Source organism: Cytobacillus sp. FSL M8-0252 (genome assembly GCF_038007345.1).
In the GTDB taxonomy this organism is placed as follows: Bacteria; Bacillota; Bacilli; order Bacillales; family Cytobacillaceae; genus Cytobacillus; species Cytobacillus kochii.
On sequence record NZ_JBBOWZ010000001.1, the window covers coordinates 3,986,562 to 4,009,494 of the forward strand.

General features: G+C 37.5%; 22 protein-coding genes, 1 pseudogene and 1 riboswitch. Of the genes and pseudogenes, 7 read left to right on the forward strand and 16 right to left on the reverse strand.

Annotated features, from left to right (window positions below; translation table 11 throughout):
• Nucleotides 1–66 precede the first annotated feature (66 nt).
• The gene (locus MKX83_RS20225) at nucleotides 67–1,185 is read right to left on the reverse strand and encodes a mechanosensitive ion channel family protein (protein ID WP_095371967.1); all 1,119 of its coding nucleotides are present in this window, start codon (nucleotides 1,183–1,185) and stop codon (nucleotides 67–69) included.
• A 290-nt stretch (nucleotides 1,186–1,475) separates the two neighbouring features.
• Between MKX83_RS20225 and MKX83_RS20230 the strand changes: the two genes are divergently transcribed.
• Together MKX83_RS20230 and MKX83_RS20235 are read left to right on the forward strand one after the other, a co-directional pair.
• Nucleotides 1,476–1,823 carry a PadR family transcriptional regulator gene (locus MKX83_RS20230; RefSeq protein ID WP_095371966.1) on the forward strand — a complete coding sequence of 116 codons (348 nt, stop codon included), beginning with the start codon at nucleotides 1,476–1,478 and terminating at the stop codon, nucleotides 1,821–1,823.
• Complete coding sequence (locus tag MKX83_RS20235) at nucleotides 1,810–2,832, forward strand: HAAS signaling domain-containing protein (protein WP_095371965.1); 1,023 nt, start codon at nucleotides 1,810–1,812, stop codon at nucleotides 2,830–2,832. The genes MKX83_RS20230 and MKX83_RS20235 overlap by 14 nt, the downstream gene beginning before the upstream one ends.
• Nucleotides 2,833–2,872: 40 nt before the next feature.
• Here MKX83_RS20235 and MKX83_RS20240 read toward each other — a convergent pair.
• From MKX83_RS20240 to MKX83_RS20250, 4 genes and pseudogenes are all read right to left on the reverse strand, one after another.
• Nucleotides 2,873–4,389: pseudogene (locus MKX83_RS20240) on the reverse strand (glycine betaine uptake BCCT transporter).
• Between the two features lie 259 nt (nucleotides 4,390–4,648).
• Nucleotides 4,649–6,064, reverse strand: coding sequence for a hypothetical protein (locus tag MKX83_RS20245; RefSeq protein WP_157733902.1), 1,416 nt, complete (start codon nucleotides 6,062–6,064; stop codon nucleotides 4,649–4,651).
• 118 nt (nucleotides 6,065–6,182) lie between these two features.
• The gene (locus MKX83_RS24685) at nucleotides 6,183–6,476 is read right to left on the reverse strand and encodes a GNAT family N-acetyltransferase (protein ID WP_095371963.1); all 294 of its coding nucleotides are present in this window, start codon (nucleotides 6,474–6,476) and stop codon (nucleotides 6,183–6,185) included.
• Complete coding sequence (locus MKX83_RS20250) at nucleotides 6,410–6,721, reverse strand: hypothetical protein (RefSeq protein ID WP_095371962.1); 312 nt, start codon at nucleotides 6,719–6,721, stop codon at nucleotides 6,410–6,412. Before MKX83_RS20250 ends, MKX83_RS24685 begins: the two co-directional genes overlap by 67 nt.
• A 209-nt stretch (nucleotides 6,722–6,930) precedes the next feature.
• On the opposite strand from MKX83_RS20250, the gene MKX83_RS20255 reads away from it, so the two are divergent.
• The 5 genes from MKX83_RS20255 to MKX83_RS20275 all read left to right on the forward strand — a co-directional run bounded on the left by MKX83_RS20255 (nucleotide 6,931) and on the right by MKX83_RS20275 (nucleotide 11,450).
• Nucleotides 6,931–7,506: a hypothetical protein gene (locus tag MKX83_RS20255; RefSeq protein WP_180316933.1), complete on the forward strand. Its 576-nt coding sequence runs from the start codon at nucleotides 6,931–6,933 to the stop codon at nucleotides 7,504–7,506.
• Between the two features lie 79 nt (nucleotides 7,507–7,585).
• A riboswitch (SAM riboswitch) is annotated at nucleotides 7,586–7,701 on the forward strand.
• Nucleotides 7,702–7,793: 92 nt separating this feature from the next.
• Nucleotides 7,794–8,909, forward strand: coding sequence for an iron-containing alcohol dehydrogenase family protein (locus MKX83_RS20260; protein ID WP_095373604.1), 1,116 nt, complete (start codon nucleotides 7,794–7,796; stop codon nucleotides 8,907–8,909).
• Nucleotides 8,906–9,727, forward strand: a complete 822-nt coding sequence (locus MKX83_RS20265) for a MetQ/NlpA family ABC transporter substrate-binding protein (protein WP_095371960.1) — start codon at nucleotides 8,906–8,908, stop codon at nucleotides 9,725–9,727. Before MKX83_RS20260 ends, MKX83_RS20265 begins: the two co-directional genes overlap by 4 nt.
• 39 nt (nucleotides 9,728–9,766) lie before the next feature.
• Nucleotides 9,767–10,804: a methionine ABC transporter ATP-binding protein gene (locus tag MKX83_RS20270; RefSeq protein ID WP_095371959.1), complete on the forward strand. Its 1,038-nt coding sequence runs from the start codon at nucleotides 9,767–9,769 to the stop codon at nucleotides 10,802–10,804.
• Nucleotides 10,779–11,450: a methionine ABC transporter permease gene (locus MKX83_RS20275; RefSeq protein ID WP_095371958.1), complete on the forward strand. Its 672-nt coding sequence runs from the start codon at nucleotides 10,779–10,781 to the stop codon at nucleotides 11,448–11,450. The genes MKX83_RS20270 and MKX83_RS20275 overlap by 26 nt, the downstream gene beginning before the upstream one ends.
• A 91-nt stretch (nucleotides 11,451–11,541) precedes the next feature.
• Here MKX83_RS20275 and MKX83_RS20280 read toward each other — a convergent pair whose 3' ends face one another.
• The 11 genes from MKX83_RS20280 to MKX83_RS20330 all read right to left on the reverse strand — a co-directional run bounded on the left by MKX83_RS20280 (nucleotide 11,542) and on the right by MKX83_RS20330 (nucleotide 22,901).
• Complete coding sequence (locus tag MKX83_RS20280; protein WP_341057433.1) at nucleotides 11,542–14,646, reverse strand: MMPL family transporter; 3,105 nt, start codon at nucleotides 14,644–14,646, stop codon at nucleotides 11,542–11,544.
• Between the two features lie 89 nt (nucleotides 14,647–14,735).
• Complete coding sequence (locus tag MKX83_RS20285; protein WP_341057436.1) at nucleotides 14,736–15,311, reverse strand: TetR/AcrR family transcriptional regulator; 576 nt, start codon at nucleotides 15,309–15,311, stop codon at nucleotides 14,736–14,738.
• Nucleotides 15,312–15,518: 207 nt separating this feature from the next.
• Nucleotides 15,519–15,809: a hypothetical protein gene (locus MKX83_RS20290; RefSeq protein WP_341057438.1), complete on the reverse strand. Its 291-nt coding sequence runs from the start codon at nucleotides 15,807–15,809 to the stop codon at nucleotides 15,519–15,521.
• Between the two features lie 54 nt (nucleotides 15,810–15,863).
• Complete coding sequence (locus MKX83_RS20295) at nucleotides 15,864–16,013, reverse strand: hypothetical protein (protein WP_157733899.1); 150 nt, start codon at nucleotides 16,011–16,013, stop codon at nucleotides 15,864–15,866.
• Between the two features lie 3 nt (nucleotides 16,014–16,016).
• Nucleotides 16,017–16,217, reverse strand: a complete 201-nt coding sequence (locus MKX83_RS20300; RefSeq protein ID WP_341057440.1) for a hypothetical protein — start codon at nucleotides 16,215–16,217, stop codon at nucleotides 16,017–16,019.
• Nucleotides 16,218–16,681: 464 nt separating this feature from the next.
• The gene (locus MKX83_RS20305) at nucleotides 16,682–17,323 is read right to left on the reverse strand and encodes a 3-oxoacid CoA-transferase subunit B (protein WP_416337113.1); all 642 of its coding nucleotides are present in this window, start codon (nucleotides 17,321–17,323) and stop codon (nucleotides 16,682–16,684) included.
• 15 nt (nucleotides 17,324–17,338) lie between these two features.
• Nucleotides 17,339–18,037, reverse strand: a complete 699-nt coding sequence (locus tag MKX83_RS20310; protein ID WP_095371954.1) for a CoA transferase subunit A — start codon at nucleotides 18,035–18,037, stop codon at nucleotides 17,339–17,341.
• Nucleotides 18,038–18,076: 39 nt separating this feature from the next.
• A complete protein-coding gene (locus MKX83_RS20315) occupies nucleotides 18,077–19,462 on the reverse strand; it encodes a GntP family permease (protein WP_095371953.1) in 1,386 nt (461 codons plus the stop codon).
• 21 nt (nucleotides 19,463–19,483) lie between these two features.
• A complete protein-coding gene (locus MKX83_RS20320) occupies nucleotides 19,484–19,666 on the reverse strand; it encodes a hypothetical protein (protein WP_341057442.1) in 183 nt (60 codons plus the stop codon).
• A gap of 492 nt (nucleotides 19,667–20,158) precedes the next feature.
• Nucleotides 20,159–21,844 (reverse strand): sigma-54 interaction domain-containing protein, encoded by a 1,686-nt coding sequence (locus MKX83_RS20325; protein ID WP_233435199.1) that lies wholly within the window; start codon nucleotides 21,842–21,844, stop codon nucleotides 20,159–20,161.
• Between the two features lie 127 nt (nucleotides 21,845–21,971).
• Nucleotides 21,972–22,901, reverse strand: coding sequence for a 3-hydroxyacyl-CoA dehydrogenase family protein (locus MKX83_RS20330; protein ID WP_341057446.1), 930 nt, complete (start codon nucleotides 22,899–22,901; stop codon nucleotides 21,972–21,974).
• Nucleotides 22,902–22,933 lie beyond the last annotated feature (32 nt).

Here is a 22,933-nt window from a genome sequence, read left to right on the forward strand (position 1 = left end):
TAGAATATTCAATTATTTTACCAAAAGGGAAATCGCTTCTTTTCTAAACAAGAAGCGATTTCGTTTTTAAGAATCTTTCCCTAACATTAATTGATCTTTATTTTCCTTCTGATCTGCAAGGAGCTTGTCGGAATCAACATATACGCGAGTGCTTTCTAGCGCAATGATGACACCTTCTTGCTCTAGAATATCAATGATTTGAAAGTTAATATTCTCTTTAATTTTAAGGAATTCTCCCCAATTGGTTGTGTTCGTAAAGAAATACAAAAATAAGTCATATGAATTATCTTTAATTTCATCAAAAGTAACAAAGATGGTTTCTGGATGGATATCATCATTATTTACTAAAGTTGAATGAATTCTATCAACAATACGTTGTAGCTTATGTCTTGGTGTCTCATGTGAGATCGATAAATTAAAGGTAATTTGTCTTTTTCCCATTCGGCTCCAATTCGTAATGGGTTCATTCGCAATTGTCCCATTTGGTAATGTAACAATCGCCTGTGCGAATGTCCGGACTTTTGTACTTCTGAAGGAAATATCTTCTACGGTCCCTTCAACACTCGGCGTCATAATCCAATCACCGATTGTAAAAGGTTTCTCGGTTATGATGACGAAACCTCCGAATAAGTTACCGATTGCATCCTTCGCTGCAAAAGCAATTGCAGCACCACCGATACCAAGCCCTGCTACAAGACCACTGATATGGTATCCAAACTCTTGCAAGATAATACTTGCAGCAATAACCATAATCACTATTCTTAACATACGTGATAAAAATGGAATGAGAATATCATCCACCTCTAACTTATACTTATCACGCATTTTTATAAAGACTGCTGATGAAGCTGATGCTACATTATATAATCCCCAAGCAATCATAGTGATAAATGCGGATTTTATAAGTGCAACAAATATCCTATTATGTTGTTCTAAATATGGGAAAAAGTCCATTGCGATATATAGACCGACAATGATGAAAATCCATTTCACCGGTTTTTCAAAAGAAAGAAAGATATGAGATAAAAGCTGAGAGTTTGCCTTATTACTCACCTTCATTAATAGTTGAAACAAATATTTTGCAAAAATACCGCGAAAAATTAAAAAAAGTATTACGATTCCTATTGATATCCCTAGCTGTATCCAGGTGTTCTCAGAATCAAGGAATGAAAAAGCGCCTTCCATTTATCTGTCCCTCCTTATAATCTAGTGTTTATCATACCATAACACCGCTTGTTACCATTAGTAAAAAGATATTACTTTATGTAAATAACCGTTCCACACGTTAACAAACCTGATGGTTGAAAATAATGTCGAATGTATCTTGTCCTCTGCATTCTTATTCTTTCTCATTTTCAGCTATTCTACCTTGGAGATTTATGTTAAGAAATGCTGTCGAAAAATATTATGCACATTATTATTGATTTCATAATACTGTATGATATACACTATTGTTATTAACGAGGTGATTACAATTGAAAGACTTATTACATTCCCTTACAACAGAGCTAAAACGTGGAACACTTACATTAGCGGTTTTAAGTCAGTTAGACGAACCACAATATGGCTACTCTTTAGTACAAAACTTAGAACAATCAGGCATCGAAATAGAACAAAGTACTTTATACCCTCTACTTAGACGACTGGAAAAACAAGAACTTGTCACTAGTAGTTGGGACACAACCGAAAGCAGACCAAGAAAATATTATCAGCTTAGTGAATATGGGAAGAAAATATTCGCAGTATTAAAGGAGGAGTGGGCAAAAATGTCTACTGAAATGAATTTATTATTAGAGGGGGGAAATAACAATGGAATGGATTGATGTTTATATCCATGAGGTTACAAAGCGTCTACCAGAAAAACAACGGAATGACATTGCTTTAGAGCTAAAATCATCCATCTTAGATGCGCTACCAGAGAATTATTCGCTCGAAGATGTTAAAGCTGTATTGGAGGACTTAGGAGATCCTGCAGAAATCGCGAAGAATTATCGCGATGCGCCCTCCTATTTAATCGGTCCTGATTATTATGACTTATTCATGACCACTATGAAGATGATTTTACAACTTGCCATTGGGTTTGCTGTTGCTTTTATCTTTTTTGAAGGAGTAATTACTTACCTAAACAGCGATCAAGATTGGACTTATATATTTACTGCCTTTGGCAAAGGGATTTGGACGGTTATATCTACAGCTATCCAAGTCGTATTCTGGGTCGCTATTGTCTTCATCATTATGGAACGAACTGGCGTCGCGCCTTATGAAATCGCCGGTACAGGAGAAAAATGGACACCAGATGATTTGAAAAATATCACTGTTATTCCCAAGAAAAAAGGAATCACGAAGATCGATATTTTTGCTGCGTTCCTTTGGACAGCAATATGGGGTACCATTTACTTCATCGCACTTGATAGAGTCGGTATCTATACACAAAATAATCAAGAAACAGGGTTAACCCTACTGACGCCGATTTTCAACCAAGAGCTTCTTCTCTCATTCTGGCCACTTGTTTTGATTGTTCTTTTATGCGAGCTCACATTAACGGTATATAAATGGGTAAAGAGGCAGTGGACCAAATCTTTAGCAACCATTAACACTATCTATCAACTCTTGTATACAATTTTGTTCCTATTAATTATTCTGCAACCAAATCTCTTTCACAGTAATTTAATCAATGAACTTAGTCAGCTCTTTAACACAACAACAACAAGTATAAGCTCAATTCTTGACACAATTATTGGGGTATCTATTGCGATTACAATCATTTCAGCTGTTTATGCTTCGTATGATGGTTTTAAGAAAAGTAAAATAAAGAATGATACTTTACTGTAACTAAAAAGAAGCGCGAATAAAAGCCCCGCGCTTCTTTTATTTATTGCTCTTTTTTTCTTTTCTTCGGTTTAATATATAAACCCAATTCTTTCTTTTCTTGCATTAATGACCGATAAATTGAAATCATCATTAATATCATTATAAATGAGAAAGGGAAAGCGGAAATAATCAATGCATTTTGTAAACCTTGTAAGCCCCCACTATATAACAAAATTAAGGCTACTAATGATTGTGCCACTCCCCAAGTCAGCTTAACAGAATTATGAGGATTTAAAGAGCCATAAGTTGTTTGCATACCTAGCACAAATGTGGCCGAATCTGCTGAAGTAATGAAAAAAATGGCTACCAATAGAATAGCAATAATCGAAATCACCATAGACCCTGGAAACTCACTGAAAACACCAAATAGTACTTGTTCCGTTGGAAATTGACTTAAATCAACCGCTCCACTTCTTTGAACGTCCACGGCTGATGTACCAAATACCGCAAACCAGAAAAGACTAACTAACGCTGGAGCTAATAGTACACCTGAGATAAACTCTCTTATTGTTCTACCTTTTGAAACACGAGCGATAAAAATTCCGACAAATGGAGACCATGAAATCCACCATGCCCAGTAAAATATAGTCCAATCATTTATCCATGATCGATGGTCCTCATTCAGTGGTGAAATACTAAAACTCATTCGCATTATATTTTGTATGTAACCACCTATCGTATCTGTGAACATATTTAAAATAAGTACTGTTGGACCTAAAACAAAGACAAGCAGTACCAATATTACTGCTAAAACCATATTTACATTACTTAAATATTGAATGCCTTTACTCAAGCCTGACCACGCTGAAAGCATAAGTAATACTGTGACAATCGCAACGATGATTACTTGTACTATAAAACTGTCAGGGATCCCGAATAAATACGTTAATCCTCCATTAATTTGTGCTGCACCAACCCTAAGGTCGTTGCTACCCCTACAACTGTTGCAAATACAGCCAATACATCAATTAGTGTACCCCAAAAACCGTCCATCGCTTTTCCAAAAAGAGGCTTTAATGTGGCTGAGATTAAACCCGGTTCATCTTTTCTAAATTGAAAATAGGCTAATACTAAAGCGACAAGTCCATATATAGCCCATGCATGTATGCCCCAATGAAAGAAAGTATATCGTAAAGATTCTCTAAACGCTTCATCTGTCTCTCCGTTCGCCAGTGGAGGTGTGACATAATGAGATACCGGTTCTGCCGCTCCCCAGAATACAAGCCCGATGCCCATACCAGCACTAAACAACATCGCAAACCAAGAGATAGTAGAGAATTCCGGTTTAGAATCCTGTTTCCCTAATTTAATCGAGCCAATAGGACTAAAAATGAGAAATAGACAAAATACGACAATGATAGTTACCAAAATAAGGTAATACCATCCAAAACCATTTGTTAATAAATCTTGTAAATTAGCTGTTATCCTTTCGAACACACTAGGAATCGCTACACCTAAAGCGACAAAAATAAATACAATTACTACAGTTATCCAAAAAACATTCGATACTCTCTTCATAGATTGTTCCTTTCCCAAAAATCTTTTCTACTTCACTTTAATCTGCCTCTAAAAACCTTTGTTATAGTTTAAGACAAATTTTATTTATTATTCTTTGTCTGACAGAATACACAACCGTTCGACAAATCCCTTACACCTTTTACCCAATTAAAAATATATTAAACTCGATTTTCAAGACCTTTAGCCTTGTATCTTTGTATTAGCCACTTAATTAAAAAATGCCTTTATACATTATTCAGCATAAAAGGCAGTATTCGTTTTAATATTGATCCATACAACTCGTGTCAATAACCCACGGTTCCCCTGTATTCATATCAATCATTTTAATATGGCCAGTAGTAAGTGGATAGGTCGGTAAATAAGTTAATGTGTATTGATGCTTCTCTATATTCTTTCCCCAGCTTAATTCCATAAAAAGCTTTTCCTTAATCATTTCTGTTGCCGCTTTAAATGTAAGGCTTGCGACAAATGATACCTTTGAGAAGTCTTGGAGTACCTCACTATCTACATCTACATATTTCACCAAGCCTGTATCGTCTATTTGAATATGAACCAAAGCATCAGCTACTTGAACGCCCCTTTCTTGTCGAATAAACGTAAAATCGTATATGCCGTTTGCGGGTTTTTGACTTATTACATTATCGTCTAATTGTTGCAGTTTAAAATAATCATGAGGGTTATCACAAACTGCTTGTAACACTGATGTAGCAGTTAAAAGCGCCACTTTCGAATTAACATGTCCAGAAACAAACGTTTCAGAATCATCTAAGCCCATTAATTTAAGCAGTCTTCCATCCGCATTGAATACAAATTTTATCGCACCAGGGATATCTAATTCATCATCTAATAAATCTTCCTCACTCACCCGTAAAGATTTTTTAGGTAACTTACTCCATACCTCTAGTCTACCACTTTTCGTTTTTGCTTCAGCTACAAGCATATGGTCTTCCGTCATTCCCGCCAATGTATAAATATCTATAAATTCAGCCAAATCGGGTAAGGATGTCATCAGCGTTTTGCCAACACCAAACGAATCCGAGGTAAGTATTCCCCCATTTGTGTGTACACCAAGAATAAAATCCTCCAACTGATAAACATAGTGATACTCATCATCACCATTGACAAATATGTCATTATCATACTTTGCAATAACAGGTAGAATCCTTAAATGATTTAAATAAATCCGCTTCGCTTCTTCATTCGTAATCAGTGTTTTGGGATAGACAAGTTCAAAATCCATGCTTTCTCTTTCGACTGCACTTAATACCCCATTACTAAGCATTGTAAAACTAATTCCAGAATGAGGGAGTTCCTTATTCAACCGCTCATCTTTGCGATTATATAAAATCATATGATATTCACCTAAGTCAATGTATGCTGACAAATATAACCCATGCCTGAAAGTCGAATCATAGAACCTTTCTATAAACTGCTCTGCTTGCATGATCATATCAAACTTACTCATTTCCCCTGGAATTTCATCTAGTTCATCCGTATAAATGAAAAACTCTGCCACACCTAATTCATCCATACGAACCGAGCCAATTGACTCTCCCCAATCTTCCAACAGGATATCATACACATTTTCTTCAAATTCCATCTGCTCCATAACTAAATCATCTGGGTTGATTCCTTTAAAATAGGTTTTTAGTTGTTCCATTATTAAGTGATTCAAAGCAGCTGTTCTCCTTTAGTTATGATTTAATTAACGTGCAGGAAGTGAAATTTTAACATTAAATCGTTTCTATTTAAAGGTTCTCTTTAATTCTTCCCATAATAATGACATCTATAAATTAGAAAAGCGCAGGGCGCCCGCTTATCGGTGACAAGCATAAGACGAGCCGGCAGAAAGGTTGTTTTTTAACCTTTTTGACGGATTGGCTTATGACCTCGAGCCGATGGCGTCCGGAGCTAGACAAAGCCTCGTTAAACATTTCATATAATGCAATCGCCCTTATATTATCTGCACATACATCTAACTCTAATCTGATGAGTCCTAACTCTTCATCGGCAAGCTTTACTATTCGCTCAAGAAGCGTCTTGCCAATCCCTCTTCCTTGTACTTCTTCATTAATAGAGATGGACACATTCCGCTATATCTTAACTTTCCACTTCTCTCTTCTAAGGAAGCTATCCCTCGAACATGACCGTTACATTCTGCAACAAATACATCGTCTTCTTTTGTAAGTCCTTCAATATAATCTTCAATATCTTTTAATCTCCCCGATGATAAGGCCATTGTTTGTTGAATAATAGAATCTTGCCTATGCATATCATGAATATCTCTTGCATCATTTATATGTATCGGTCTAATCTTTATTTCTTCCCCCATATAAAAACTCCTTTTTTTATAAAACTGTTCTGAATGAAAACTTATAAACCAAGACTACCACTTTTCTTAGTTTGAAAATATTGCTTTATTCATTTACGAATGAACAGTATAAAAAGTTTCTTATCATTGCACTGACATAATCACTACGATACAAAATATATATGAAAGGAGGCATCGAGATATTTTATGAGCATCCAAAGGAGGGTAATTTGAATATGCTTGCTTTGTTCAGTCTTTTTCTAGTTGTCGGCTACAGTTTCTTTTTCTTTATTAGTGCCGTTAGAAAAAAGAAAGAAATAGCTACAAAATATTCTAAATGTATTCCCATGGTGGTTGGTATGACGAGTAGCTTAACAATCGGTTTGATTATATCTGTGTGGTTACCAGAAATGGCTAAAGCAACTGTATTATCAATTCTCATTAGCGCTGTCATTGCCATTTTTATAGGACTACCGTTTAAAACAAACGGACTCGTTGAAGCTCAAGCGTCAAGTCTCATGGGAAGTATGATGGGGGCAATGCTAGGCATTATGTTGGTACCCAGTGAAGTTACATTTATGATCATTAGCATGGATCTGATTTATTTAATTAGTATTTTTGCCATGATGCTTCTCATGCACAAAAAACATTCATTAAAGGAAGCATTGAAAAATCGACCTGTGCCCTTCTATCTAACATTCTTATTAAGCATCGCCATTATCTGTGCATCGGGAATTCATCAAGAAGCGAAGAACTCAATTCATCCGATTGAAGAAAACACCCCACAAGTAGAACACCATCACTAGTTTAATGATTAATTTCAATTATGTTATTGACTTTTCATGTAATAGATAATATTATGAATATAATTTAATAAAGCATTTTCTCTTATAAAGAGCGGCTGAGGGACTGGCCCTGCGACGCCCGGCAACCATTCATATACCCATATGAACAGGTGCTAAATCCTGCAAAATACTTTTTGGTATTTTGATATATGAGAGAGGTTTACTACTATTCTAGTATATTTATGCCTCTCATGATGAGAGGCATTTTTGTTTTTATCATCACATCAAAAGAGAAACGAGGAGAGGAAATGACTGTAACAATCGTAAAAGGGGCTCCAGGACATTATTTATTAGGTTCAGGCATTCTAACAGAACTCCCCGACCTACTTAAAGATATTTCTGTTTCCAAATACCATATAATAACCGGTAAAAAAGCTTGGCAAGCCGTGCAACCCTACTTGCCCAAGGAAGTAATAGATAACAACGTTCACCTTCATTATATAGATGGTCACACTACCTTAAAAAAGGTCCATGACATCCAAGAAATAATAACAAATGATGGTGCTAATGGCGTAATAGGTATTGGTGGTGGGACAGCATTAGATATAACAAAAGCAGTTGCGATTGAAGCATCTGTTCAATCCATTCTTATACCAACAATCGCAGCTACCTGTGCCGCATGGACACCATTAAGTGTTTTTTATAATGAAGAAGGCAGCTTTACTCATTATACAGAGTTCCCTATTGCGACAACCCTCGTATTGGTTGAACCTGAAATTATTGCTAAAGCGCCTATTACTTATTTAAAAGCAGGAATTGGGGATACATTAGCCAAGTTTTATGAAGCTGAAGCTCTAATTGAAAGTTTTTACCCTGAAGAAACACTTCCTGTACCTAAACAAATTTCGCAATTTTCAGCTAAAATTTGCCGAGATACATTGCTTAATGATGGTGAAGCCGCACTACAATCAGTAGCCAAAAACGAAACCTCAAAAGCACTTATCCGTGTGATTGAAACGATTATCATGACTGGGGGTATGGTCGGTGGATTCGGCGAAAAAGCAGGACGAATCGCTGGTGCCCATTCGTTTCATAATGGACTAACCGTAGCGGATGCAGCCCAAGATTTTCTTCATGGGGAATTAGTCGCTTACGGGATTCTTGGTCAATTGGCCATTGAAGAAAAATGGACGGAAGTTGATTACCTTCTCCCGTTTTATGAGAGCTGGCAATTGCCAAGTAGTCTCTCTAGTCTAACTATTGATGTGAATGATGAGCAATTAATGAAGACAATTGTAAAAAAGGCGATACGCCCAACTGAATCTATTCACTTTATGAAAAACGAGATAAGTGAACATTCTGTTTTACAAGCACTTCGATTATTAGAAAAACAAAATGAACAAAAAGGAGTTCAAACATCATGAAAAAATGGTTACTAACTGGAACAGTCTTATTATCTTTAACAGGCTTAGCTGCATGTGGTAGTGATGAAGCCAACAACTCTACAGAAGGATTATATGACGATGAAGAATTAGTCATTGGTGTCACTGCAGGTCCACATGAGCAAATCTTAGAAAAAGTAATTGAATTAGCTAAAGAAGAAAATATCAACATTAAATCACAAGTATTTACTGATTATGTGATGCCAAATGTCGCATTAGCTGAAAAAGAGATTGACTTAAACATTTTTCAAACAGAGCCTTATTTTAATGCATTTAAAGAAGATAGAAATTTAGATTTAGTTAAATCTTTTGATACCGTTTCATTCCCGATGGGCATCTATGCACTCAATGTAAAAGATGTAGCTGAATTAAAAGATGGCGCAAAAATCGGTCTTCCGAGTGACCCAACAAATAGTGGCCGAGCTCTATTACTATTTGAAAAAGCGGGATTAATCGAATTAGATCCTGAAACAGGTATTAATTCAACAGTTCGTGATATTGAAAAAAACAATGGTAACTATGAATTTATTGAACTTGACTCTGCTCAAATCGCTCGTCAGCTAGAAGAGCTTGACGCTGCAGCTATTAACACGAACTTTGCAATTGAAGCCGGTTTTGTCCCTTCTAAAGACGCTATCTTTATCGAGCCTAAGGATTCACCTTACGTAAACCACGCTGCTGTCCGTACGGAGAATAAAGATGATGAAATTCTTGAAAAATTAGCTGATATCTACCGCAGTGAAGAAATTGAAAAGTTTGTTGAAGAGGAATTTGACGGATCAGTTATCGTCTCTTGGTAAAATGATTAAAAATGAGCGTTACGGAGGGAGCATCAAATCATGATAGAGCTTAAGAATATAACCAAAACCTTTACAGGAAAACAAGGAAGCATCCATGCATTAAAGGATGTCTCACTATCAGTGAATCAAGGAGAAATCTACGGGGTTATCGGATACAGCGGCGCTGGTAAAAGTACATTAATTCGCTGTGTGAACTTACTTGAAAAACCTGATAATGGTTCTGTAAAAGTCAATGGGGTGGATTTAACCACGCTGACACCAGGAAAACTCCGTGAAGCAAGAAGTCATATCGGCATGATTTTTCAAGGGTTTAACTTATTAAAAACAGCAACAGTTTATGATAATATTGCTATCCCTCTTAAACTAACAGGATTAGATAAGAAAGAAGTAAAGAGCCGCGTTAATAAATATTTAGAGATTGTCGGTTTAAGTGAAAAACAAAATGCTTATCCAGCTGAGTTATCTGGTGGCCAAAAGCAAAGGGTTGCTATTGCACGTGCATTATCGCATGAACCAGAAGTATTACTCAGCGATGAAGCAACAAGCGCCTTAGATCCAGATACAACAGAGGCAATTCTTGATTTGCTATTAAAAATCAATAAAGAATTAGGGATTACGATTCTCCTTATTACACATGAGATGAATGTTATCCAAAGGATTTGCGATTGTGTGGCCGTTATGGAAAATGGGGAAATTATTGAAGAGGGACGAACGAAGGATATCTTTACCTCTCCTCAACACAGTACAACAAAAAGATTCGTTAATAGCTTATTTTCACATGATATCCCCGATGATCTATTAGAGGAATTAAGTGAAAGTGGCCAAGTGGCAACATTATCTTTCTTTGGTGAATCATCAGGTGATCCTGCACTTGCATTAGTAACGAAAAAATATGATATTTTCCCTAATATCTTATCTGGTAATATTACAAGATTAAAAGATGAAGCATTCGGACAGTTGCTTGTCCATTTTAAAGGCGATACAGCAGAAATTAACAAAGCCATACAATTTTTACAAGAGAAACAAGTCCATGTGGAAGGAGTGACACTCAATGAACGCCATCAACGAATTTCTTGATGCATGGGGTGCTGATTTATGGGAATCAACGATACAAACCTTCCAAATGGTTGGTATCTCTCTCGCTATTTCCATTCTGATCGGGCTACCATTAGGGATTCTCCTTGTTTTGACTAGACCAGGTAAAGCCCTAGATAATAAATTTGTATATAATGTGCTCAACGTAGTGATTAACGTCATTCGTTCCGTACCTTTTATTATCTTATTATTTTTCATTCTACCGTTTACCAAATTTATTGTCGGTACATCGATTGGTGTAAAAGGCGTAATTGTCCCACTTGTTATTTATACTGCTCCATATATTGCGCGCTTAATGGAATCAGCATTACTTGAGGTTGACCGTGGCGTAGTCGAAGCCTATGAAGCAATGGGAATTAAAACAAGACATATTATATGGAATGTACTTGTTAGAGAATCTCGCTCTTCAATCGTTCTTGGACTCACGATTGCAACAATTGGATTAATTGGTGCTACAGCAATGGCAGGACTCGTTGGCGGCGGAGGACTTGGTGACTTAGCCTACCGTTATGGACATTTAAGATATGAAGTTGATGTGATGTATGTCACAGTCATTTTACTGATTATTTTAGTACAAGGATTACAGTCATTAGGGAATTTCTGGGCTGCGAAGTTAAAGAAGGATTAAAGCAAAAGAGCCGAAGCGAATGTTCGGCTCTTTTCTTATTTCTGATAGAAGGGTCTTAAGAAAGCCGGGGAAGAGATTGTTCTTCTTAACTTTAGGTCTCTTCTCTTCTTCTCTTTAATTTCTCCCCAATGGCTAAAAATGATGGGACTAAGATTGGTAGCATAAGTAAGCTCAGCATGATTAGCCCAATTATCACAACTAGCGCCACTTCAATCAGTGTAATAACACCTGAAGGGATTAATGCAGCAAAGGTCCCTCCTAAAATAATAGCAGCCGATATCACTACTCCACCTATATTTTTCGCTGCCGTTAAGATCGCATTTACTGGATTACCATCCACTTCATTAAAACGCATCATAAGAAAGATACTATAATCGACCCCAAGAGCGATAATCATAATAAAGCCAAAAAACGGCACATTCCAAGCGAGTTCACCCACGCCAAGAATAGATTGACTCATCCATTCACTAATACCTAATGAAGTATAGTAGGCTAATAGAAGTGCAGCAATAATATATAATGGCTGCATAACTGAACGGGTAATGACCATTAGAACGACGCCAATGCCAATTAACATTATTGTTGCCGTTCGAGCGAAATCTTCTGTAGCAATATTTTGTAAATCTAGATTTTGCTGTGTTTGCCCACCGATTGCATATTCAGCATCTTGTAAAATGGTTGCCTTCAAGCTTGCCGGCACTTGACGATTGACTTCCTCCATTACCTTCATGGCTTCATTTGTATAAGGATTTTCTTCTAACACAATCGTCAACGTCGTCATTTTTTGATTATCTGATACATACATATCAAGTGCTTGCTGGAATTCCTCTCCATTTAACACTTCCTCTGGAATAAAGAATTTCTCTGAAGCTTTCGAGTCACTTAACCCGCTAAGATACTTATTTGCATCCTGTAAACCTTCTCCTACTTGATTTAATCCATCTGTACTTTCTACTAATCCCTTTTGTAACTCCACCATTTTCTCACTTAAATCATTTAAACCCGTTTGGAGCATGGTTTGTCCCTCATTAATCTGGGCTAAACCAGACGCTAATTCACCCGATTTTGTTGCCATTTCGTCTGATGCATTTGCACCATTTGCTAGCCCTGCTTGCAATTCATTTGCACCTGACTCTAATGCAACTAAACCGTTATGCAGTTTTTCTAAACCAGCATCCACTTGCTCTAGTCCTGCATTCGCTTCTTCAAACTGGGACATCGCTCTTTCATATTGCGGATGAACAGCTTCTAATTGCGTATTTAACCCCTCAACTTGTTGCTTCGCCTCCCCTGCTGTTCCTAATGCGAATTGCATATGTTCATCTGAAGCAGCTTCGGGATTTTCTTCAATATAGTTTGTTAAAGATTGCTCAATTTGCGTAAATGCCAAAGTCATGCTTGTTACTGCAGTATTCATCTGTATAAATACATTGCCTGTATTCGAAAGACCTGTTTGCAGATCTGTATAGCCATTCAATAATGTGCCAGTTGCACCAGAAAGCTGTTCCACACTTGCCTTCACATCTGCAACCCCTTGATTTAACTCACTTGCCCCACTACTTCCTGATTGAATTCCAGTTGTTAATTCATTCAGTGCCTCAACTAAGGTCGACGCTCCGTTTTTAGCATTTGTTGTTCCATCAATGAGTGTTTGCACATCTTCTAATTGATTACTATTTTGATTGGCTGATAATTCTCCTTCAGCAGAAGATAAACCATCATGTATCGATCCTACCCCTTTGTTAGCATCCCCAATCCCTTGGTTTAATTGATCTGTTTGATCATTTAAATAGAGTTCTGCTATTTTTTCTCCAGTTGGTCTTGTTACAGATTGTACCTTGGATACGCCATCGACAGCTAATATTTTCTCTGTCAATTCATCTATCGCTTGCAATGACTCTTGTTGATTGAGTGATTGCTCATTTTTTATAACTAATGTTGCCGGTGCTGAGAACCCAGAAGGAAAATGGTCTTCTATCCGATTGATCCCCTGTTTTGATTCAAAAGAATCATCTACTTCAAGAAGGTCGTTATAGCTTAATTCTCCCGAGTATTTGAATACAAATGGCAAAGAGATAAGGAGGACAATAAGTAATGAGAGAAAAGGACGCATTATTGAATGTCCTGATAGAAATCCCCAAAATTTACTGTCTGCATGACCATCAAATTTCTTAGATGGCCAAAACATTTTCTTCCCTAATACGTACATGAAAAATGGATTAAATGTATACAACACTCCGACAAGGACTGCTACACCAATAGCTACTGCCGAACTAGCTTGATACAAACTAAATTGAGCAAACATTAATACAATAAAACCAATAAACACCGCTAAACCACTATATAAAACAGTAATTCCTGCCGTACGATAGGTAACTTTAAGTGCCTCTAAAATGGATTCCTGCTTACTCAGCTCTTCTTTAAACCTCGTAAAAAGTAAAATATTATAGTCCGTACCTATTCCAAATAAAATCACTACTAAGAACACTTGCGTAAAATTTGAAAATGGGTAATTAAATGATTCTACTAAGTTGGCAATAATAGACATAGAGACGATATAGGATACACCCACAGATAATAATGAGATAAACGGTATAATCGGTGAACGGAAAACAAGAATTAATACGAGTAGGATGAATACGACGGCAATTGCCTCGGTTTTCTTAATCCCATCCTGCGTCGCCTGAACAAAGTCTTCCATGACAAGTTCGTTGCCAGTAATAGAAACCTGGAGTGTTTCTGTTATGAGCTTACTTCTAAGAGAATTAGCGACTTCCTGTAATTCTCCTTGCTCTCGGTCAATAGAAATCTGCGCTAGTATGGTCGAACCATCTTCAGCTGTTAGAACCGAAGCTGCTTCTTCACCATCTAAATGCGTTGTCATCTCTTCGATACCAAGTGTTGATTGTCTGGCTTTTAATTCTGCAAGAAGTTTATCTAATTCCTCTTTCTCCTGATTAGACATTTTCTTGCCATCTTTTGATCCTATTACTGCTATAAAATCATACGTATTTGCATTCTCATCCATTTCCTCTAACATATGTGAAGCTTCTCTACTTAAGGCATTATCTGGTATGGTTATTTGCCCCTTTTCTCTAACAAGGTCATCCATATTCGGCATCCAAAGGAAACTTAATATTGAGATGACAACCCACCCGAAAAATAATAGGGTTCTTACATTTTTAAACTTTGACACGTTCTGGCTCCTTTCTCTTTTTTAAATCACGGAATGAATATTCATTCCTATTTATGTTCAGCTTGAAATCAACTTTCAAGCTAGCTTAACTAGTTGGCTTTAATCGCATTCCAACAACATTCCTCTAAGTTATCCATTAAAGGAGAACTACCATCAATCGTTCCTGCCCGCACCATTTTTAAAATTTGTACAATGGCACCATAAACAACACCTATCAAAGCCTCTGTTTGTAGAACAATAATTTCTCCTCTTTCTTGACCAACCCTAACAACATTGGAGATATACTCTATAAACGAATCAAAAAGTTCCTGACTCTCTTCTGTTAAAAACATTTCATTACAATGAGAATCAATGAAATGTAGCGCATGTGTATCTCCCATCGCAAAGTGGTGAATACTCTCAAAGATATGATGAAATTGTTCACGGATACTTGTATCAGTCGGATAATCCTTTAATAATTGTTCAAATAACGCATTTAGTTTTTCCTGGAAGAGCACATTAACTAAGTTCTCTTTATGATCAAAATAACGATAAATCGTTCCTGCCCCAACCTTTGCAGCATCAGCAATCATTGGTACCGTCGTCCCGTTATACCCCCTTTCTGCAAACAAAACAATCGCGGCATCCAATATATCTTGCCGCTTCGACTTTTTTGCGTCCGTCATATACTCGCTCCTCACTTTAGTCAATATATGATTCGGAATGAACATTCATTCCTTTTGGGAATAGAATAATATATTTTTTTATATTTTACAAGGGAAAAGAGAGAGGTATTTGGACTTTAAGCAAAAATGGCAGACTTGCCATTGACTATAGGAAGATGTACACAAACAACTATTTAACACACCATCTGCGTTTTTGTGAGTTTGGGTTTATATATGGGTTGCGCGCAGTTCTTTGTTTGCTACTCCTCGCTTTTGCACGTATTCATCATTTGCGCGCAATTCTTTGTTTGCCACTCCTCGCTTTTGCGCGTATTTATGATTTGCGCGCAGTTCTTTGTTTGTTACTCCTCGCTTTTGCGCGTATTCATGGGTTGCGCGCAATTCTTTGTTTGCCACTCCTCGCTTTTGCGCGTATTCATCATTTGCGCGCAATTCTTTGTTTGCCACTTCTCGCTTTTGCGCATATTTATGTTTTGCGTGCAGTTCTTTGTTTGCCACTTCTCACTTTTGCGCGTATTTATGTTTTGCGCGCAGTTCTTTGTTTGCCACTTCTCACTTTTGCGCGTATTCATGGGTTGCGCGCAGTTCTTTGTTGGCTACTCCTCGCTTTTGCGCGTATTTATGTTTTGCGCGCAGTTCTTTGTTGGCTACTCCTCGCTTTTGCGCGTATTCATCATTTGCGCGCAATTCTTTGTTTGCCACTTCTCACTTTTGCGCGTATTCATGGGTTGCGCGCAGTTCTTTGTTGGCTACTCCTCGCTTTTGCGCGTATTCATCATTTGCGCGCAGTTCTTTGTTGGCTACTCCTCGCTTTTGCGCGTATTTATGTTTTGCGCGCAGTTCTTTGTTGGCTACTCCTCGCTTTTGCGCGTATTCATCATTTGCGCGCAATTCTTTGTTTGCCACTTCTCACTTTTGCGCGTATTCATGGGTTGCGCGCAGTTCTTTGTTGGCTACTCCTCGCTTTTGCGCGTATTCATCATTTGCGCGCAGTTCTTTGTTGGCTACTCCTCGCTTTTGCGCGTATTTATGTTTTGCGCGCAGTTCTTTGTTGGCTACTCCTCGCTTTTGCGCGTATTCATCATTTGCGCGCAGTTCTTTGTTTGTTACTCCTCACTTTTGCGCGTATTCATGATTTGCGCGCAGTTCTTTGGCTTCTCCCTACCACCTTTGCGCGTATACTTGAACTATACGCATTTCCCTGCCTTTTCCTTCCCACTTTTGTGTGTATTCATTACTTAAAGAACAACTCACCTAACGATGCCTGACTTGTTCACAAACTCCCACTTTATTTTACTTATCTTCCTAACCCCTCTTACATATAGCAAAAAGACTGACTCAAGAATAAAGTCAGTCTTTTTGCTACAAATTTATTTCACCGATTCACGTACAATAAAAGAAGCGGCAGTTGCCTCTTTTAATTCTTCTAAAGTCACGCCCTCTTGTAATTCTACAAGTTCCATGCCCATTTCAGTGAATTCGAAGACTGCCATGTCCGTAATAAGTACATGAACAACTCCTTCACCAGTTAGTGGCAATTCACAACTCTTTTTCACTTTAGATTCACCATATTTATTACGATGGTCCATGATGACAACGATTCTTTTTGCTCCTTGAACAAGGTCCATGGCGCCACCCATACCTTTAACCATTTTTCCTGGTATCATCCAATTGGCTAAATCACCTGTTTCAGATACTTCCATACCACCAAGGATAGCAAGATCGATATGACCGCCACGAATCATAGAGAAGGATTCTGCGCTATCAAAATACGAAGCATTACGTTTAGCTGTCACTGTTTCTTTTCCAGCATTGATAAGATCAGCGTCTACTTCAGACTCTTTCGGGTAGCTACCAATGCCCAATAAACCATTTTCGGATTGAAGCATCACATCAAATTCTTCAGGGATGCGATCTGCAATTAAAGTAGGCATGCCAATACCAAGGTTTACACACATACCATCTTTAATTTCTTTTACTGCTCTATTGAGTATTTTTTCTCTTCCACTCATGATTATGTCCTCCTTTTAAGCTTCTTTTCTCGTTGTTAGTCTCTCTATTCTTTTCTCATAAGCTTTTCCTTCATATACATGTTGAACATATACGCCCGGTGTATGAATCTCATCTGCATCTAATTCTCCCGCACCAACTAACTCTTCTACTTCAACAATCGTTATTTTTCCTGCTGTCGCCACAGTTGGATTAAAATTACGAGCTGTTTTTCTAAAGACTAAGTTGCCAAATGGATCTGCTTTCCATGCTTTTACAAAAGCGAAATCCGCTACAATGCCTCTTTCTAAAATATATGTTTTTCCATCAAATTCTTTATGTTCTTTATCTTTAGCGACCTCTGTGCCTACACCAGTTGCAGTATAAAATCCTGGAATTCCAGCGCCACCAGCTCTTAACCTTTCAGCTAATGTACCTTGAGGAACGAGTTCAACTTCAAGCTCACCGCTTAAAAATTGTTTTTCAAATGTTTTATTTTCTCCTACATAAGAGGCGACCATTTTTTTGATTTGTTTATTTTGTAGAAGTAAGCCTAATCCCCAGTCATCCACACCACAGTTATTACTGTATACCGTTAGTTCCTTCGTTCCTTTTTCTTGCAGGGCTATAATTAGTTTCTCTGGAATACCGCATAAACCAAAACCACCTACTGCTATAGAAGCACCGTCCTGAACTTGTTCTAACACTTCATCTAAAGATGTAATTATTTTACTCATGGTATGACTCTCCTTCCATCTTCCTTATAAACTATTAAATTAAATGAATAGTGAAATAGCAAAAGCTAATGCAAATACAGTAATCGTTTTTAATATTGTCAACACAAAGATATCTCCATATGATTGTCTATGTGTTAAGCCAGTAATCGCTAATAATGTAATAACAGCACCGTTATGAGGAAGGGTATCCATTCCACCTGAAGCCATAGAAGCAATACGATGAAGTAACTCTGGCGAAATACCTAATGTTTGTGCCATCTGTAAATATTGTGCACCCATTACCTCTAATGCGATTGATAACCCACCTGAGGCAGACCCAGTTACCCCTGAGAGTACGTTTACAGCAATAGCTTCAGAGACTAACGGATTATTGCTTGCATTAAATACCCAGTCTTGAATCGCTGTAAAACCCGGTAGCGTTTTCACAACATTACCGAAGCCAACTTCAGAAGCAGTATTAAAGATTGCTAGTAATGAACCCATAGCAGCTGTCGTTAACCCTGCTGCCAAACCTGTTTTTATTTTTCTCACATTCGTGAGCATTGCGACAATTATTCCGATGGTTAATGCTGCAACGAGTGCCCATGTTGAAGTGACTGTGCTTGGATCAGCAATATTGTATTGTTCAGAAAGCTGTGATGCATCATACCAGAATTTCGCAGACCAACTTGTGCGGCTAAAAATAAAGTTTAATGCAATCACGACAACAAGTGGTAAGATTGCTAACCAAAAACTTGGTAACGTATTCGGGTCGACTTTTTCAGGCTCGTTTTTATGCCCTGTACCATAACCTTCGCCATTCGCAAGCGCTTTCCTTCTACGACGTTCTAACCAAATCATCCCGCCAGTGAAGATAATAATTGCTCCAATGATACCTACAAGAGGGGCAGCATAAGCATCTGTTCCAAAATAATTCGTTGGTATAATATTTTGAATTTGTGGCGTACCAGGTAGTGCGTCCATTGTATACGTGAATGCTCCTAATGCAATAGCGCCTGGAATTAAACGTTTAGGAATATCAGCTTCTTTGAAGATAGCTGCAGCAAACGGATAAACAGCAAATGCGACGACAAACAGGGAAACGCCTCCATATGTTAACGCAGAACATGCAAGTACAACAGCTAAAATAGCATGTTTTGATCCTAGCGAGGATACAATTGTCCTTGCAATGGCTGCTGCTGCTCCTGTCATTTCCATCACTTTTCCGAAAATCGCACCTAGTAGGAAGATTGGGAAAAATGATTTGATATAATTAGCTGCATTCGACATATACGTCTCTGTGTAGCTTGGTAATAATAACCCTCCAGATATGACAACAGCTAATAACGTAACAATTGGGGCAATAATAATAACTGGATAACCACGATAAGCTAAGAAAATTAAAAGTCCTAATGCTAGTATAATAGCAAAAATCTCAATAAACAATGAAATCCCCCTTTATTTTCGCTAACAAGTCAAACTGACTTCTCCCCAGAGTCGTCCGATTGTTGCTTTTCTCCCCCTTTGTAACTCCCTCTTACTTTTACTTGTAGAAAACGTTTTCATTTCCATATACATCTCCCCAAAAATTTCTTTTGGAGTCATACTGACAATAAACCGTCTGTTAAAACTATGCAATGAACGTGCCAACTTAAAAATTCCCTCTATTCTTATTCTTTTTTATATTCATGCACATTTTTTTCGCAAAAACCGTTCAGAAAAACTGTCACTTTTAAAACACTGCGGTTATTCTGTATGGATTTACGCACACTCTAAGAATATCCACTCAGTTCTTGTACGGATTACTTAACAGATTTACGGAATATCGAATCATTTATCTTTTTTGTTTTTGTGAGAATAGGGGTTACAGATAATGTGGATAAACATTGATATCCACACTACTCTTGGGATTTCTACTCTTTTGTGTGGACAAATCGTAATTTATTACCCGCATTTCTTCTGGATTTTCCACTCTTTTGTGTGGGCAAACTCCAATTGCCTACACTCCTTCGAGTTTTTCCGTCTTTTTGTGTGGATAATTAACAATCATCATCTACAGTTGTACCGTTTTGGGTATCATACAAAAAAAATCCTACCAAACACTATAACAAGTATTTGGTAGAATCCCGTTCTAAACCTTGCTTACTCTTCTAGCAAATGATATTTGTTCATTTTTTCATACAATGTCGTACGGCTAATGCCGAGACGTTTGGCTGCTTCTGTTTTCTTGCCACCAACTGCTGTTAGACATTGAATAATGGTTTGTTTTTCTGTTTCTTCCATGACTTCTGCTAATGTACGTGTAGGTATTACTGTTTCTTGTAATTTAATATTTGCCGACAAGTGCTTCGGTTCAATAAAACAATTGAGATCAACCATATTCATCGCGCGCTCGATTACATTTTCAAGTTCTCGAATATTGCCTGGCCAATGGTAGTTTTTCAAGATATGGAGCGCCTTTTCGTCAATCCCCTTAACTGGTTTTGCCATCATTGTTGCGTATTTTTCTGTAAAATAATGAGACAGTCGTGAAACATCTTCTTTTCTATCTTTTAAAGAAGGAATGGTTATTTCCATCACCTTTAAGCGATAGTAAAGATCCAATCGGAATTCTCCTTTATCAACCATATCCTCTAGATTACGGTTAGTTGCTGCAATAATACGAACATCAATGGCTTTACTATTAGTTGAACCGACTCGTTCAACTTCTTTTTCTTGTAACACGCGTAATAACTTCACTTGCATATGAATGGGCAGCTCACCTATTTCATCTAAAAAAATTGTGCCTCCATCTGCTGTTTCAAACTTTCCTGCTTTGCCGCCTTTTCTTGCACCTGTAAACGCTCCCTCTTCATAGCCAAATAGTTCGGATTCAATTAATTCAGCTGGGATAGCAGCACAATTCACTTTTACAAACAGCCCCATTCCCCTACTGCTTGCCTGATGAATCGCATGTGCAAATAATTCCTTGCCTGTCCCGCTCTCACCTAAGAGCAACACATTAGAATCATTTTCGGCCACTTTGACTGCTTGGGCTTTTACTTGTTTAAAAGCAGGAGATTCACCAATTAAATGATGAAAAGAGTATGATGCTTTATTACTTTCTCTAAAATCACCCTTATATTTCTTCAACTCTTTTTCTAATGAGTGCAATCGTTTAAATAATGCGGAAAACTGACCAACATTTTTAAATAGGAGCTTTCCAACCGCACCTACTACTTTTCCATTTTTAAAAATAGGCGAACGAGTAGCAATCATATAGCCACCATTTACTTTCTGTAAGGAGGCTGCTTCTTGCTTACCTGTTTTTACAACGATATGCATTCTCGTATTTTCGATCACTTCTGTAACATGCTTACCTATTGAGCTTTTCTGATCGACCTTCAAAAATTCCGCATATGCTTGCGTCAACAGAACGACATAGCCTTTTGCATCAACAAGCACTAAGCCGTCATAAGCATATTCTAGAATGTCTTCTATTAGCATCTCATTCTCTTGCTGTCCTTGGCCGGTAGGTAGCAAATCTGCAATAGCTTCATTTGAAAGTGCACAAAGATACATATAGGCAGCGCCATTTATACCTTCTAACCGTTCACCCTTAATTAATAGCTCTTTTTTATTTATTTTCATCTTAACGATTGTACTGAGAAGGAAGTCTTGTTGGAGAAGATGAGTCATTTCGTTTTCATCGTCATCCATCATCCACAACAATCTTTGATTACAAAACAGTATCTCCTTTTGATGATTAAGTATCATCACCCCTAACGGCAGCTCATCTATGATTTTGTTAAATAACTGTTCATTCTGGATGGCATGACTGTTTTGCATCTTAGATCTCTCCTTACAATCTACTTTTTACAATCTGATAATTTTCATTATTATATCATAGCCAGGCAAAAGAAATTTTTTAATCACATAAAAGGTGTAGAACTTTTTGTCGTTCTACACCTACGCATTATTTTTTCATTCTTGCTAAGCGAATAAAGGAACGGTCTCTTTCTAATAGTTTTTTAGAGACCATCTCTCCTTCATATTGGAAAATCCCTTCACCTGTCTTTACACCAAGCTTCTTCATGGCTACTAAGTCAGAGATAATGGCTGGCGCTTCCTTTGTGTCATTTAATTCTGAAGCAACGTTATTAAATACTCTTTCCCAAGTATCTAATCCCCCGAAGTCAGCAATCTCAATCGGCCCTGTAAATGCCCAGCGGAAACCTGGCCCTGCGGTAATAGCCGTATCTATATCTTCAGCTGTCGCCACGCCTTCAGCCAATAATGAAAAAGCTTCTCTCATTAAGGCTGTTTGTAATCGATTAGCAATAAAGCCAGACTTTTCTTTTTGTAAAATAACAGGTGCTTTGCCGATTTCTTTCATAATGTTTCTCACTTCTTCAACAATTGCATCCGAAGTCTGTTCATGTTTAATAATTTCTACTAAGGGAACTAGATGTGCTGGGTTAAAGAAATGCATGATCACCATTTGATCAGCAAACGTGCACTTCTCCATTAATCTCGAAATAGGAAAAGTTGATGTATTTGAGGCAACGATCGCTGTTGGTTGCTTCATTTCTTCCAACTGTTTATATAAATCCCACTTCCATTCAATCACTTCTGGTATTGCTTCAATAATTAAATCTGCTTCTTGAACTGCTTGAGATAAGTTAGCAACATATCTAATAGCATTCAAGCTTGTATCCGCTTCCTTTTCTAATAACACTTCCTCTTCAACAAGTAATGCTACATCTGCAGCTACTCTTTTTTCTGCTTTATGTAATAATTCATCGTTTAAATCATTCAGTATTACGTCGTATCCTTTAGTTGCAAACGATATCGCAATACCAGTCCCCATTACACCTGAACCAATCACAGTAATATTTCTTATCATCGTTGTAACCTCCTTTAACTTTTCAAAAATTA